This window comes from Flavobacterium odoriferum (genome assembly GCF_025499515.1).
Taxonomy (GTDB): Bacteria; Bacteroidota; Bacteroidia; order Flavobacteriales; family Flavobacteriaceae; genus Flavobacterium; species Flavobacterium odoriferum.
This window is the reverse complement of record NZ_JAMKFA010000001.1, coordinates 247,845-262,586: the sequence shown is the minus strand read 5'-3', so window position 1 is coordinate 262,586 and position 14,742 is coordinate 247,845. Positions and strand designations below refer to the sequence as shown.

Sequence of the window (14,742 nt, the reverse complement as noted above, 5' to 3'; positions counted from 1 at the left end):
TTATATTTTTATATATTCGTACAACTAACCAAAAAAACAGAAAAAATGGAAGTAACTAACCAACAAGAAACTTGGAATCAGCCAAACGGCAACATTCCGGTATTCAAAGTTGACCCAATTATTGTATTATTGTTAAGTTTTATAACTTGTGGATTGTACCTAATCTACTGGAATATTAAAGTGGCTGAAGTTGTAAATGCAGTATCAAACAAAGAGGTGATTTCTACACCAGTAGCCGTTTTTTCTGGATGTTGTTTACCAGTAAATCTATATTTTTATTACGTTTTAGGTAAAGATGGTTTGCCAGATGTTTATAAAAGAACAGGAGAATTAAATAAAGATCAATCTACTTTGTTAATCATTTTAGGTTTATTCTTTCCTTTCGCAGCTGCAATGATTGTTCAAGGAGACATCAATAGATTATACAATTAAAAACTTTGTTTTAAATAGAATTTTAGGTATTACAGGTGCGGTTTTAACACTTGTAATACCTTTTGTTTTATGGCTTCAAAACACGAATAATTCTTTAGATAAAGAGCAATCATTTTGTCCATTAAAAGCCACTACAGGCTTTCCATGTCCGTCATGTGGAATTACGAAATCAATCGTTTATTTTTATGATGGAAATTTATGGAAAAGCTTGAATTTTCATCTTTTCGGACCTTTGGTTGTTGGTTTTTGTTTTTTTATAATTTTTCTTTTTTTGGTAGAAATCCAAACAAAAAATACATACTTTAGAAAATGGTTCTACCACCGAAAGTTGGCGTATTATTTAGCGGCTTTTTTGATAGGATATCACGTTATAAGATTAATTCTTTTTGTACAAGAAAATTCATGGAATGATATTGTACAACAAAGTATTTGGAAATAAAAATGGCTTACAATTGTAAGCCATTTTTATTTATTTTTTATCCTTTCTCTTTTCTTTCCAATTCCGCTTGAAATTCTTCCATAACGGGTTTTACGGTGCTTTCAGGTAAGTCAGAAATTTTAATGTACATTAAGCCATCAACTGAGTTGTTAAATAATGGGTCAACGTTAAATGCTACCACTCTAGCGTTTTGTTTGATGTATTTTTTGATTAAAACGGGTAAACGAAGATTTCCAGGTTCTACTTCATCAATTATTTTATCAAATTTATTCAAATCGGCTTCCGTTTCGTTGAATACGAAGTCCTTGTCGGCATCTTTTAGTTTTACTTTATATTCCTTTTTTGGATGAACATATTGCGCAATATACGGATCGTAGTAATGCGATTTCATAAACTCAATCATCAATGACTTAGAAAAATCCGAAAATTGATTACTAATACTCACACCACCAATTAAATATTTATGTTCAGGAAAATGAAGTGTAGTATGTACAATTCCTTTCCACAGTAAAAATAATGGCATGGGTTTCATTTGGTATTCTTTGATGATAAACGCTCTACCCATTTCGATAGATTTACTCATCATATCATACAATTCGGGTTCAAAACGAAACAATTCATGCAAATAAAAACCATCAATTCCATGTTTTGGATAGATGTGAGAACCTAATCCCATTCGATAAGCACCTGCAATACATTGTGTTTCATCGTCCCACAAAAACATGTGGTGGTAATATTTATCGTAGGCATCTAAATCTAACGATTCGTTAGTTCCTTCACCAACTTCTCTAAATGTTATCTCTCTCAAACGACCAATTTCATGCAAAATATTCGGAATTTTATCAGCAGTTACAAAGAAAACCTCATAATTTTTACTTTGTAATAAACGATAATCACCTTTTTTGAGAAATGCAATTTCTTCGATAATTTCACTATGATTTGCAGGTTTAGCAATTTGTTTAGGAGGTTTTGGAATCGTTAATTTTGGTAAATTAATTTTACTTTCATCCTCAAAAGCATTCGAAAGCATATAGGTTTTCTTACGTAAGAAATCACCATAACTTTCAATATCTTGATATTCGTTTTGTTCTGCTACTGAAATAGGTTTTCCAATGCGAACCTTAATAACTCGATCTTTTTGAGTTAATAATTCACTTGGTAATTTAGCGGTTCTAAGTGTGTCATTGATTTTTGATAAGAAGTAAAATAATTTACTATTCTTAGCATGAAAATAAATAGGGACAACAGGAACTTGTGCTTTACGAATAACTTTGATAGCACCTTCTTCCCAAGGTTTATCTACCACTAATTTTCCGTCTTTATATGTTGAAACTTCTCCAGCAGGAAACATTCCAAGTGGTTTTCCGTCACTTAAATGACGTAAAGTTTCTTTAATTCCAATAACGCTCGATTTAGCATCTTTGTGATTTTCAAACGGATTTACCGGCATAATATACGGCTTCATCGGTTCGATTCTGTGCAATAAAAAGTTAGCAATAATTTTGAAATTTGGTTCTCTTTCAAGCATTAATTTCAAAAGTAAAATGCCATCAATTCCTCCTAATGGATGATTAGAAATGGTTATATATGCACCGTCTTTTGGTAAACGTTTTAAATCTTCTTCTGGAATTTCAAATTTAATTTGAAACTCATCTAAAATGGCATTCAAAAATTCAACTTCGCTTAAATGCTTATTTCGGTCATAAATTTTGTTTAAAGTTGAAATTTTAAGCACTTTCATCAATAGCCAGCCAGAAAAAGTCCCGAAAACTCCGTATTTGTCAGCGTTAATCGCTTTTGCAACTTCTTTAGCAGTAACTAAACCCATTTATAATTTGTTTTTGAGCAAGAAACAAAGATAGCAATTCTGTTGAATTGAGCGCTATTTGGCATTATATTTAAAATCACAAATTTGTTATATTTTTTAGTGTTCTGATAATTAATAGATTATAAATTGTGTCGTTTTTGTGCTTTACTATTTAAAACCTTTTTCCTATATTTGGTCAAAAGCTATAGTAGTAAATGAAAATCATATCATACAACGTTAACGGAATTCGTGCAGCCATTACCAAAGGTTTTTTAGAATGGTTACAACAAGCAAATCCCGATGTTATTTGTCTTCAAGAAATTAAAGCTACAGAAGACCAAATTCCTAAAATCGAAATTGAAGCAGCAGGTTATCCGTATCAATATTATTTTCCAGCAGAAAAGAAAGGATATAGTGGTGTGGCTATTTTGTCAAAAATCGAGCCTAAAAATGTAGTTTTCGGAACTGGAATTCAGCACATGGATTTTGAAGGAAGAAATTTACGAGTAGATTTTGAAGATGTTTCAGTTATGAGTTTGTATCTTCCATCTGGCACAAATATTGATAGATTAGAGCATAAGTTCATGTTCATGGATGATTTTCAAAACTATGTTAATGAGTTGAAAAAAGAAGTTCCAAACTTGGTAATTTGTGGCGATTATAACATTTGTCATGAAGCTATTGATATTCATGACCCAATTAGAAACGCAAAAATTTCTGGTTTTTTACCAGAAGAACGCGCTTGGTTAGATGGTTTCATGAAAAGCGGATTTATAGATACCTTTCGTCATTTAAACAAAGAACCACACAATTACAGTTGGTGGAGTTACAGAGCCAACGCTCGAAATAATAATAAAGGTTGGAGAATCGATTATTGTTTGGCAGCCGAACCTTTGAAAGATAAAATTCAAAGAGCACTAATTTTGCCCGAAGCCAAACATTCCGACCATTGCCCAGTTTTAGTAGAAATAAAATAAGAATCAATTAATCAAAAACGATAATACTAATGATTAGAAAAATTGCCCTTGCTTGTGTAGTTTTAAGTTTAACTACTTCATGTGTTTCTAAAAAAATCTACCAAGATTTAGAAAACAAATATGCCGATTTAAAGAAAGAACACAACGCTTTATCTGACGAAAATGGGTTGCTTAAAACCGATAAAAATCAGTTGGAATTAGACAAAAACAATCTTCAAACGGAATTAGATAAAACAAAAGCGGAACGCGATAAATTAGCTGCAGATTATGCTGCTACAAAAAAGAATTTAGATAATTTGAAAGCGTCTTACGCAGCACTTGAAAAAGATAGCAACGATGCATTAGAAGCTAATATCAATAAAAATAGACAATTGTTAGCCGAGTTAGAAGCAAAACAAAAAGCTTTAGCAGCAGAACAAGATCGTTTAAACAAATTGAAAAAAGATTTAGAAGCTTCGTCAACTCGTTTAGCCGAATTAGAAAAAATGATGGCTGACAAAGAAGCGGCTATGAAAAAACTAAAAGAAACTTTATCTAAATCCTTAAAAGCTTTTGAAGGTAAAGGTTTGACCGTAACTGAAAGAGATGGAAAAGTGTATGTTTCTATGGAAAATAAATTACTTTTTGAATCAGGAAGTTGGACAGTTGGTTCAGAAGGAAAAAAAGCAGTGGATTTAGTTGGGAAAGTTTTAGGAGATAATCCAGACATTTCTGTTTTAATTGAAGGGCATACTGATAATGATAAAATCACAGGAACTATCGGTGGTGGAGTAGAGAATAACTGGGATTTATCTACAAAACGTGCTACAGCAATTGTAAATATTTTATCAGCGAATGCTAAAGTGAAAAAAGAAAACTTAACAGCTGCGGGTCGTGGTGAATATGCGCCATTAATGAGCAACGAAACTGCAGAAGGAAAAGCAAAAAACAGAAGAATCGAAATCATCTTAACGCCTAAATTAGATGAGATTTCTAAAATGTTGAATGAACTATAACATTTCATAAAAGATTGATAAAAAAGGCTTGAGTTTCAAATTCAAGCCTTTTTCTTTGGGTGAAACTTTGTAACTTTGGACTTTAAATTTTCAAATTCTGAAATGAACTACACAACACTACCCAATACCGAACTAAAAGTCAGCAAAATCTGTTTAGGAACTATGACTTTTGGGAATCAAAATACCGAAAGTGAATCGCACAATCAATTAGATTATGCCCTTGAAAAAGGAATTAATTTTATTGATACTGCCGAAATGTATCCTATTGGCGGAAACGCTCAAATTTTTGGGAATACTGAGCGTCACATCGGAACTTGGATAAAGAAAATAGGTGCTTCAGAACGCGAAAAACTGGTTTTAGCTACTAAAATTGCGGGGCCAAATCGTGGAATGGAGTACATTCGTCAGCCATTAGATTTTTCAAAGAAAAGTATTCACGAAGCGGTAGAATTAAGTTTAAAAAACCTTCAAACCGATTATATCGATTTATATCAAATGCATTGGCCTGAACGCATCATGAATATGTTTCAAAAACGTGGTGTTCAAGAATTAGATCCAAAATGGCAAGATAATATTTTTGATGTACTAACGGTTTACGACGGATTAATTAAAGAAGGAAAAATTAAACATATTGGACTTTCAAATGAAAATCCGTGGGGCGTAATGCGTTTTTTAATGGAAAGTGAAAAACACGGTTTACCAAGAATTGCAACGATTCAAAATCCATTTTCATTGTTGAATCGTTTGTATGAAGTTGGTTTGTCTGAAATTGGAATGCGTGAAAATGTTGGATTATTAGCGTATTCTCCACTTGGTTTCGGGTTTTTATCTGGGAAATATTTAAACGGTTATCCAGAAAATTCTCGCATGAAATTGTTTCCAAATTTTGTTCGTTATACCAATGAAAATTGTTTCAAAGCAACTAAATTATACAAAGAATTAGCAGAAGCTAACGGTTTAACATTAACCCAAATGGCAATTGCTTTTGTGCATCGCCAAAAATTTGTGACTTCAACTATTATTGGCGCTACAACTATGGAACAATTGCAAGAAAACATTCAGGCTTTTGACACAATTTTATTAGACGAAATTGTAGCTGAAATAGAGAAAATACAGGAATTAATTCCGAATCCGGCGCCTTAAATTAGTTATTCAACAATTAATTTTGTTGTGTAATTGGTTCCATTAGTGGTTTCAACAGAAATTAAGTAAATTCCTTTTGATAATGGTGATGTAGCAATAGTGTTTTCAGGAATTGAACTTAATTCTTTAGTAAAAAGTAATTTTCCGGTTAAGTCAATAACATCAATTTTAGTGGCAAAATTAGACGTTGAACTCTTTATAGTAAACGATTCTTTAGCAGGATTTGGATACAATGAAAAACCGTTGTTTTCAAAATCAGAACTACTTAAAGATGAATCGATTATTTTATAAATTGTTCCCGAAGAAATTCCTGCAATGTATAATTCACCATTCATATCTTCACCAAAAGTAACAAAGTTATTTCCAGAAAACGAAGTTGTAGTTGTTATGACTCCAGCACTATTAACCATTCTAATTTTATCATCACAATAATCAGTAAAAAAATAATGATTTTGGAAATTTGGATAAGTTGAACCTGTATAAAAATAACCACCAGTTACCGAACAAGCTCCGCCAGAACGAGCATATTGAGCAAACGGAAACGTCATAGTGCTTGAAGGCGCACAACCTGAAGTATTATAAGTTGAATTTCCTTCGTAACATCTCCAACCAAAATTAATTCCAGTGTTTGGTAATGGGTTTACAATTTTATTAATTTCTTCAATGGCACCTTGACCTACATCGGCAATCCATAAATCGCCATTTAATCTGTTGAATGAAAATTTCCATGGGTTTCTTAATCCTATTGCCCAAATTTCATCGTTACCAGCCACTCCAACATATGGATTTGTTGCTGGACTTGTATAAAATGGCGATATAGTAGAATTGACATCAATGCGTAACATTTTACCTAAATTTTCATTGATGTTTTGAGCTCTATTTCCAGGATCACCTCCACTTCCACCATCTCCCATGCCTATGTATAGATAGCCATCAGCGCCAAATTTTATACTTCCGCCATTGTGATTGGTATAAGGTTGTGATATTGTCATTAAAATTGTTCCTGTGATGTTGGCAATATCTGGGTTTCCTGAATTTACAGAATATCTTGCAATAACTGTATTTCCAGAAGTATTGGTATAATTGACAAAGAAATATCCATTTGCAGCATAGTTTGGATGAAAAGCTAAACCTAGTAATCCGCGTTCACCATCTGAAGAAATTAGGGTAGAAAGGTTTAAAAATGGAGTTGTATTTATGGATCCATTGGAATTTAATATTCTAATTAATCCTCCTTTTTGAACAACAAATAAGCGTGAATCTCCAGCGTTTGTAATTTCAACTGGGCTATCAAAACCAGTTGCAAATGACTGTAAAGTGATGGTTTGTGACTGTCCAAAAAATGACATCATTGTTAAACTAAAAAGTAGTATTGTTTTCATAATTGGTAGTTTTGAGTTTCTAAATTTAAGAAATTTTTTTTAAAACAATTCATTTTCAGTAATTTACATTTGTAACATAAAAAAGCGCAAAGAATTTTTACACTCTTTACGCTTTTATTCACTAGGGTTAGTGATTACAAATTATCTATAAACTTATCCTTTGGATATTTGACCTTATAACTGATTCTGAATTTCTTAGTTTCTCCAGCGTTGAGTTTCACATCCCAAGTTAGAATTCCGGTTTCTGTGTTCACTTTTGCTTTTCCGTTGTCTAACAGTTCGATGGTAATTTCTTTATCGGTGCTAATTGGATATTGATCTTTCAACAACATTTCAATTGCTTCTTTTTTGTTGTTTTTTACGGTGATATCGTAAGTAAAAGTTTGTTCTTTATATCCCGACAAGAATTTAGTTCCCGATTTATCCGCAATTTTTTCTCGTTTGATGGCAATTTTTTTATCTCTTCCCATACTCAAATTCAATGTATCTGAAGTTTGATTTGGATTGATCATGGTTTTGCCTACATACATACCTTCGAAAATAATATTGGCTTCTCCAGGTAACAAATTGAATTTAGAATACTCACTAATTTCAGCTAATAAGAAGGCTTCTTTTTCTGCTTTTGGAACGGCGTAATATTTGTAAGTTGCTGGTAATTTTAAATCTTTCAAGGCAACACTATGTGCTTTTCCATTGGATAAAATGTCATATGGAATATCTATATCAAAAGAAATATTTAATTGGTTTTCATTAATTGTTGTGTAATTTGAAATAGAAGATTCATCCAATTCTGCTTTATCTTTTTTCATATAACCAGACACCACAACCGTATTTAGTTTTACGTTGCTATTATCATAACCATATGTTCTTGGATAACCATATCTCAAAAACCAAGCTTGTAAAATTGGGGCAGTGTTATTTTGATTTGGATTACCACTTGAAAGTGTTAGTTTTACTTTTTTCCAATCAATTCCTGTGTTTTGTGCCACTTTTGCTTTGTACATTAAGTTGATTGGCGAGTTGATGTTGTCGGCACGTAAATCGTAAAATGGTGACCACGAAGCGTTGTTTGTAAGGTAATTGATATCTAAATTAACTGAACTTGCAACATCAGTCATAACTTGTAGCACTAATTTACCTTGCGAAGATTTTTCTTGTTTTTGAGTATTCAATTCTAATTTAGAATTCAGTTTTGATAGTTTGTCTTTTAACTTGTTTTCCTTTTCGATAAGAACATCAACCAAATTACTTAACTCGTTTCGTTTAGCTCTGTAATAATCCACTAATTTGATTAACTCAGATACATTTAAACCTGAATTTTGCCCAGCAACATTTTGATTTTTATCTAATAAATCAATCGTTTTGGAATAGGATACTTTTTCATTGGCAATTTTTCCCATTTCTTTTTCGATAAGCATAATACTATCACGAACTCTTTTAATCATCGGATTGCTTTCATCAATTTCATATTCCGAAATAAAATTGCGTGTAAACTGAACCGATAAAACTGTAACATTAGACGGAGCACCAATTTGAATGGTATTCTCATTTACATAATCAGCAACATTTTTAATAACAATCTCACTAGTTCCGGAAGGGAGTGTTACGAAAGCTGATTGTAATAATTCAGCTGAATTGCTATAAACGGTTGCACTTTTAATTTTAGCGGTTGTAAAAATTGGTTTTTGAGCAAATGTGATTGTCGAAAAACATAATAATGTAATCAGAAGTATTTTTTTCATCTCTATAAACTTTAGTGTTTCTAGTATAGAGTGAAATAAAATGTAAAAGGTTGGAAAGTGAGTGAAATTAAATTCCTAAAATAATTTTAGCAATCGTAAAATAGGTTAAAATTCCTAAGATATCGTTACTTGTAGTGATGAATGGACCTGTTGCTAACGCGGGGTCAACTCCATATTTGTTTAAGATAATTGGGATAAAAGTCCCAATTAAAGACGCCATAATAATTACCGAAAGTAAAGCAATTGAAACGGTATAACCCACATGAATTTCGTAGCCCAATAAGAAATAGCTACCTACTAATAAAATTACAGAAAGGATAATTCCGTTTAATAAACTCAAAGAAAGTTCTTTTAATAATCGTTCCACAATCGGACCAATAATAGTATTGTTAGCCAAACCTTGTACAATAATCGCAGAAGATTGAACGCCCACATTTCCTGCCATTGCGGCAATTAGTGGCGTAAAGAAAAATAATTCGCGATGTAAGTCCATTACCGGTTCGAAAATCCCTAAAACATGTACTGAAATGAATCCACCAAATAAAGCTAAAACCAACCAAGGTAATCGCGCTTTTGTAAGTTCCAAAACGCTATCGTCGGCTTCAACGTCTTGCGAGATACCCGCTGCTAACTGGTAATCTTTGTCGGCTTCTTCTTTGATGACATCGATAATATCGTCAATGGTAATGCGACCAACTAAACGACCTAATTCATCTACAACTGGAATGGCTTCCAAGTCGTATTTTTGCATAATTCGGGCAACTTCAACATCTTTTGTGTCTACTTTTACGTAATCTACTTTTTTGATGTAAACATCACTAATAGGCGTTTTTGTTGAGGTTGTCAATAAATCTTTTAATGATAAACGGCCTTTTAATCGTTCTTCGTCATCAACCACATAAATGGAATGCACTCTTGAAACGTTTTCGGCTTGTGCGCGCATTTCTTTTACGCAAGTTAAAACATTCCAGTTTTCGTTGACTTTCACTAACTCTTTTCCCATTAAACCACCGGCAGAGTCTTCATCGTAGCGTAATAAATCTACAATGTCTTTGGCGTGTTCAACGTCTTCTAATTCCGAAATTACTTGCTCTTTTTTATGTTGCGGTAACTCGGCAATAATGTCGGCTGCGTCATCTGTGCTTAATTCGTCAAGCTCTTCAGCAATTTCTTTTGGAGATAAACCGCGCAAGATTTTTTCACGAACTTCTTCATCTAATTCTAGAAGAATTTCAGCTGTTTTTTCAGAATCTAAGGTGTTGAAAATATAAGAAGCGCCGTAATCATCGAGTTCTTCCATGATTTCGGCAATATCAGCAAAGTGAATATCTTCAAGAAGCAAAAGTAATTCTTGCGACTTGTTTTCACTTATAAGTTGTTCTATTTCAGTTAGAAACTCTCTGCTGATTTTAAACTCCATCGGCTGCTATTTTTTGGGTAATATCTATAAATTGTTCCACCGTTAATTGCTCCGGACGGAGGTCAAAGATAGTGTCTAATTTTAAATTATCAGAAAAATTGAATGTTTTTAAACTATTTCGCAATGTTTTTCTTCTCTGTTGAAAGGCAGTTTTTACTACTCTAAAGAACATTTTTTCATCACATGGTAATGAATAATCTGCTTTTCTTCTTAATCGTAATACACCTGAATCTACTTTTGGTGGTGGATTAAAAACATTGGGTGGAACCGTAAACAAATATTCTGCTTCATAAAAGGCTTGTGTTAAAACCGACAAAATCCCGTAGACTTTACTTCCTTTTTTTTCGCAAATACGTTGGGCAACTTCTTTCTGAAACATACCTGCAAATTCCGGAATTTGATCGCGCATTTCCAAGGTTTTGAATACAATCTGTGTTGAAATATTGTACGGGAAATTTCCAATGATTGCAAAAGGTTCGTTATTAAAAACCTCGTTTAAATTGTATTTTAAAAAATCTTTCGAGATGATATGATTTTCTAATTTTGGAAAGTGAACACCCAAATATTCCACTGATTCTTTGTCGATTTCAATTACAAAGGTTTCGGTTGGTTTGTCTAATAAATATTTGGTTAAAATACCCATTCCTGGACCAATTTCCAAAATTTTTGAATAGCCTTCCAGCGAAAGTGTATCGGCAATATCTTTTGCGATACTTTCGTCTTTTAGGAAATGTTGTCCTAAGTGTTTTTTTGCGCTTACTTTTTCCATTTTAATTTGTTTCTCCGTAGAATTCTCCCATTACTTCCAACTCAGTCCTAAAAGCTAGCATTTTATCTGCAAAAAGATGTAGCCCTTCTTGGCGTAATCTTGGTGCATGATTTTGGTAATAGTCTTCTAACTTTGCTCTGGAATCAGTGAAATATTGCACAGCATAAGTTGTGCCACCCATTTCTTCTTCCACCACTACTCGAACCATTTTAGCATTGGTAAATAAACCTGTTGCTAGAACATCGTTAATATGTTTATTTTGCATCCATTTTAACCAATCGTTGTGAATGCTTTCGTCTACGTTTACTGTTACGTTATATATAATCATTATTCTTGTTTAATCGTTTCTTCTTTTCTCTAAATCGTCGTATCGCCTCTTAAAGTTCGATATTGTTTTCTACTTTCGGTATAATACAAACTGTCTGGATGTTCTAAAACCATTTTTTCATACAAAGGTTTAGCTTTTTCGTTGTCTAAAAGATGTTTTCTGTAAATTTCTGCCGAAAAGAATAAGGCTTCATCAATGTAAATTTCTTCTTTATGATTGTCTAAAATATTTTGATAATAGCTTAATGCTTTTAAATAATCTTTCTTTTGATAATAGATATCTGCTATTTTTAACAAGGTTTCGTCTTCAATGCTTTCACCTTTGTGTTTTTCTAAAATAGTTAAAAATGATTGAAGCGCTTCTTCGTTTTTCTTTTGGTACAATTGTAAATCTGCTTTTGCGTAAGCTTGTAATGCCACGCGTAAACTGTCTTCAATAGAGTTGTCTTGAATAAGTAAAAACAGTTCAACAGCATCATTTGCAATTAGTAAACTAGATGATTGTTTGAGGTTTTTTACTTGTTGTAAAGTCCAATCAAAATCTTTTTTATAGAAGTTGGCTTTAGCTAATTTTAGGCTGGCTTCGTGTGCTAAAACATCATTTTTCATGTTGTCTTCTACTTGTGCATAATATAAAATGGCTTGATTGAATTTTTCATCATAGACCATAATATCAGCCAATTCCATTTTAACTTCTGCTTGTTCTCTCAGATTTAATGGCAATTTTAGGGCGTTTTGTAATAATTCGATTCCTAATTTTGATTGATTCAAATAAAACGTTTTAAAATGGGCTGAAAGAATTTGTAAGTCTAATGAATACGGACTAATTCCGTATTTTTTTAGTAAATCTTGCAGTTTTAAATCGATTGTAGCATATTCTTTTTGCAAAGCCGATTCAATTTCCATCGAAAGTAGAAAATGATGTGCTTGCATTTGTAATTCCAAATCTTGTGTATTTTCTAAAACGAAAGTTAGAATTGTGGTTGCATCTTCGTTTTGTTTTTCTTCGATAGCTAATCGAGCGAGCGTTACAATGTTGTAAAAACTTTCAGGATTTCGTTTGTAAACTGCTTTTTCTTGAACAAATGCTTTGCCATATTCTTTTTGCTGCACAAATAACCAACTTAACGATTGATTCCAATATACATCTTGCGATTTTTGTGTTTTTAAAAGTAAGCTTTTCTTGATGGCATCAGCAAAAGTGCCTTCGGTATCATCCATTAAATATCGACTCAATTGATTTTGAACTAATGCGGTATTTTCTTGATTTTTGTAACCATAATCGAGCAATTTTTCTAACATTAAATCCAAATTTCCTAATTGTCCTTGTAGTAGAGCCGTTTGGTAATCAAAATTTAAGTTAGGATTTACTTTTTGCGCGGTTTCATACGTTTTTATTGCCCAATCTAACAAGACTTTCTTTTCAAAAGAATTAGCTACTTGATAAGCGAAATTTGGTTCTTTTTCTACTTCTAATATGACTAAATTGTATTGTTTTTTTGCTTCGTCACCTTTTTTTTGTAATTGAAAATTGTAGCCCAGTTCAACAATTAACATTGGAGGGTTGTATTTTTCTTTTCTTTTTAAAATAATTTCTTCGGCTTTATTGTATTGTTTTAATTGTTGATAGCACTCCAATGTTTTTTGAAAAAAGAAAAAATTGGAAGGTTGCTTTTGTAAATTTTCTTCAAAAATGGTTAAAGCTTTTTCAAATTCGCCATCATCAAAATATTGTAGGGCCAATTGCTCGTTTTGTGCCGAAACCCAAAACGAAGTCATAAAGAGAACAATAAAAACAATTTTTTGCAACATAAATAAAACAAATAATGTACTAAAGTAACACTTTTTAGTGTCAAATTAGTACATTATTTTATAAAGATTAACGTTTAGTTGATAATATCAAATCCAGTGTATTTTCTTAAAACTTCAGGAACTACGATACCTTCAGGCGTTTGATAGTTTTCTAAAATTCCAGCCAATACTCTTGGTAAAGCCAATGAACTTCCGTTCAACGTGTGTGCTAATTGGTTTTTACCTTCTTTGTCTTTGAAACGTAATTTTAAACGATTTGCTTGAAACGTTTCAAAGTTAGAAACCGAACTAATTTCTAACCAACGCTCTTGCGCAGTTGAATACACTTCAAAATCATACGTTAAAGCAGAAGCAAAACTCATATCACCACCACATAAACGTAAAATTCTGTATGGTAATTTTAATTCTTGTAAAATTTCTTTCACGTGTTCCACCATTCCGTCTAATGCTTGGTATGAATTATCAGGATGTTCAATACGAACGATTTCAACTTTATCAAATTGGTGTAAACGATTTAAACCACGAACGTGAGCACCATACGAACCTGCTTCACGACGGAAACAAGGTGTATATCCTGTACAAAGCACAGGTAAATCATTTTCGTTTAATAAAACATCTCTAAAAATATTGGTTACTGGAACTTCTGCTGTTGGAATTAAATATAAATCATCAACACCTACATGGTACATTTGACCTTCTTTATCTGGTAATTGCCCTGTTCCAAAACCAGAAGCTTCGTTTACTAAGTGCGGCACTTGGTATTCCAAGTAACCCGCATCTGTATTTTTGTCTAAGAAATAAGTGATCAAAGCACGCTGTAATTTGGCACATTTTCCTTTATAAACTGGGAAACCTGCTCCTGTGATTTTAACACCTAATTCGAAATCAATTAAATCGTATTTTTTTGCTAATTCCCAGTGAGGCAAAGCGCCTTCGTGTAATTTAGGAATGTCGCCTTCTTGAAAAACGTTTAGGTTTTCCTCAGGAGTTTTTCCTTCTGGAACGATGTCTGCTGGTAAATTGGGTAATTTGTATAATTCTTCTTGTAATTTTGAGGCAAAACCATTCAATACTTCAGTAAGCTCTTTGTCTTTATCACGAAGTTGAACTGATTTTTCTTTTAAGATTTCAGCTTTTGCTTTTTCACCATTTTTCATTAAATCGCCAATATCTTTGGATAGCTTATTCGATTCAGATTTAATAGTGTCTAATTCTGCTTGAGTTGCTCTTCTTTTTTCGTCTAATGCAATTACTTCTTCAATTTCATTTTTAGCATCTAAGTTTTTCTTAGCCAATCGTTTTACTACTTCATCTTTGTTTTCTCTAATGTACGCTATCTGTAACATAATATATAGGATTTTAAGGTTGCAAATTTAAGAAATTGGATTTAGAAAATCTATAAAAAAACGAAATGCTATTAGGTTTACGTATATATATGAAATTCAGTGATAAATTGCTTAAAAATTAAACATTTTGTACTATATTCGCTAAATTTTT

At 32.3% G+C, this 14,742-nt stretch carries 13 protein-coding genes; 5 read left to right on the top strand and 8 right to left on the bottom strand.

Annotated elements, in window-relative coordinates:
• The first annotated feature begins 45 nt into the window (after positions 1 to 45).
• Positions 46 to 432, top strand: a complete 387-nt coding sequence (locus tag M9Q43_RS01205; protein WP_262317155.1) for a DUF4234 domain-containing protein — start codon at positions 46 to 48, stop codon at positions 430 to 432.
• Positions 398 to 871 carry a DUF2752 domain-containing protein gene (locus M9Q43_RS01200; RefSeq protein ID WP_262317154.1) on the top strand — a complete coding sequence of 158 codons (474 nt, stop codon included), beginning with the start codon at positions 398 to 400 and terminating at the stop codon, positions 869 to 871. Before M9Q43_RS01205 ends, M9Q43_RS01200 begins: the two co-directional genes overlap by 35 nt.
• A gap of 37 nt (positions 872 to 908) precedes the next feature.
• Here M9Q43_RS01200 and M9Q43_RS01195 read toward each other — a convergent pair whose 3' ends face one another.
• Positions 909 to 2,699 (bottom strand): lysophospholipid acyltransferase family protein, encoded by a 1,791-nt coding sequence (locus M9Q43_RS01195; RefSeq protein WP_262317153.1) that lies wholly within the window; start codon positions 2,697 to 2,699, stop codon positions 909 to 911.
• Positions 2,700 to 2,893: 194 nt separating this feature from the next.
• On the opposite strand from M9Q43_RS01195, the gene M9Q43_RS01190 reads away from it, so the two are divergent.
• The 3 genes from M9Q43_RS01190 to M9Q43_RS01180 all read left to right on the top strand — a co-directional run bounded on the left by M9Q43_RS01190 (position 2,894) and on the right by M9Q43_RS01180 (position 5,793).
• Complete coding sequence (locus tag M9Q43_RS01190; RefSeq protein WP_262317152.1) at positions 2,894 to 3,655, top strand: exodeoxyribonuclease III; 762 nt, start codon at positions 2,894 to 2,896, stop codon at positions 3,653 to 3,655.
• A 29-nt stretch (positions 3,656 to 3,684) separates the two neighbouring features.
• Positions 3,685 to 4,650, top strand: a complete 966-nt coding sequence (locus M9Q43_RS01185; protein WP_262317151.1) for an OmpA family protein — start codon at positions 3,685 to 3,687, stop codon at positions 4,648 to 4,650.
• Positions 4,651 to 4,752: 102 nt separating this feature from the next.
• Complete coding sequence (locus M9Q43_RS01180; RefSeq protein WP_262317150.1) at positions 4,753 to 5,793, top strand: aldo/keto reductase; 1,041 nt, start codon at positions 4,753 to 4,755, stop codon at positions 5,791 to 5,793.
• Between the two features lie 5 nt (positions 5,794 to 5,798).
• Here the strand turns inward: M9Q43_RS01180 and M9Q43_RS01175 are convergent, their stop codons facing one another.
• The 7 genes from M9Q43_RS01175 to serS all read right to left on the bottom strand — a co-directional run bounded on the left by M9Q43_RS01175 (position 5,799) and on the right by serS (position 14,591).
• Complete coding sequence (locus M9Q43_RS01175) at positions 5,799 to 7,175, bottom strand: PQQ-dependent sugar dehydrogenase (RefSeq protein ID WP_262317149.1); 1,377 nt, start codon at positions 7,173 to 7,175, stop codon at positions 5,799 to 5,801.
• Positions 7,176 to 7,309: 134 nt separating this feature from the next.
• Positions 7,310 to 8,917 carry a DUF4139 domain-containing protein gene (locus M9Q43_RS01170; protein WP_262317148.1) on the bottom strand — a complete coding sequence of 536 codons (1,608 nt, stop codon included), beginning with the start codon at positions 8,915 to 8,917 and terminating at the stop codon, positions 7,310 to 7,312.
• 67 nt (positions 8,918 to 8,984) lie between these two features.
• Complete coding sequence (mgtE, locus tag M9Q43_RS01165) at positions 8,985 to 10,337, bottom strand: magnesium transporter (RefSeq protein WP_262317147.1); 1,353 nt, start codon at positions 10,335 to 10,337, stop codon at positions 8,985 to 8,987.
• Positions 10,327 to 11,106, bottom strand: a complete 780-nt coding sequence (gene rsmA, locus M9Q43_RS01160; protein WP_262317146.1) for a 16S rRNA (adenine(1518)-N(6)/adenine(1519)-N(6))-dimethyltransferase RsmA — start codon at positions 11,104 to 11,106, stop codon at positions 10,327 to 10,329. Before rsmA ends, mgtE begins: the two co-directional genes overlap by 11 nt.
• Position 11,107: 1 nt before the next feature.
• Positions 11,108 to 11,434, bottom strand: a complete 327-nt coding sequence (locus M9Q43_RS01155; RefSeq protein WP_262317145.1) for a DUF4286 family protein — start codon at positions 11,432 to 11,434, stop codon at positions 11,108 to 11,110.
• A 29-nt stretch (positions 11,435 to 11,463) separates the two neighbouring features.
• Positions 11,464 to 13,212 carry a tetratricopeptide repeat protein gene (locus M9Q43_RS01150; RefSeq protein ID WP_262317144.1) on the bottom strand — a complete coding sequence of 583 codons (1,749 nt, stop codon included), beginning with the start codon at positions 13,210 to 13,212 and terminating at the stop codon, positions 11,464 to 11,466.
• 107 nt (positions 13,213 to 13,319) lie between these two features.
• The gene (serS, locus tag M9Q43_RS01145; RefSeq protein ID WP_262317143.1) at positions 13,320 to 14,591 is read right to left on the bottom strand and encodes a serine--tRNA ligase; all 1,272 of its coding nucleotides are present in this window, start codon (positions 14,589 to 14,591) and stop codon (positions 13,320 to 13,322) included.
• Between the last annotated feature and the right edge of the window lie 151 nt (positions 14,592 to 14,742).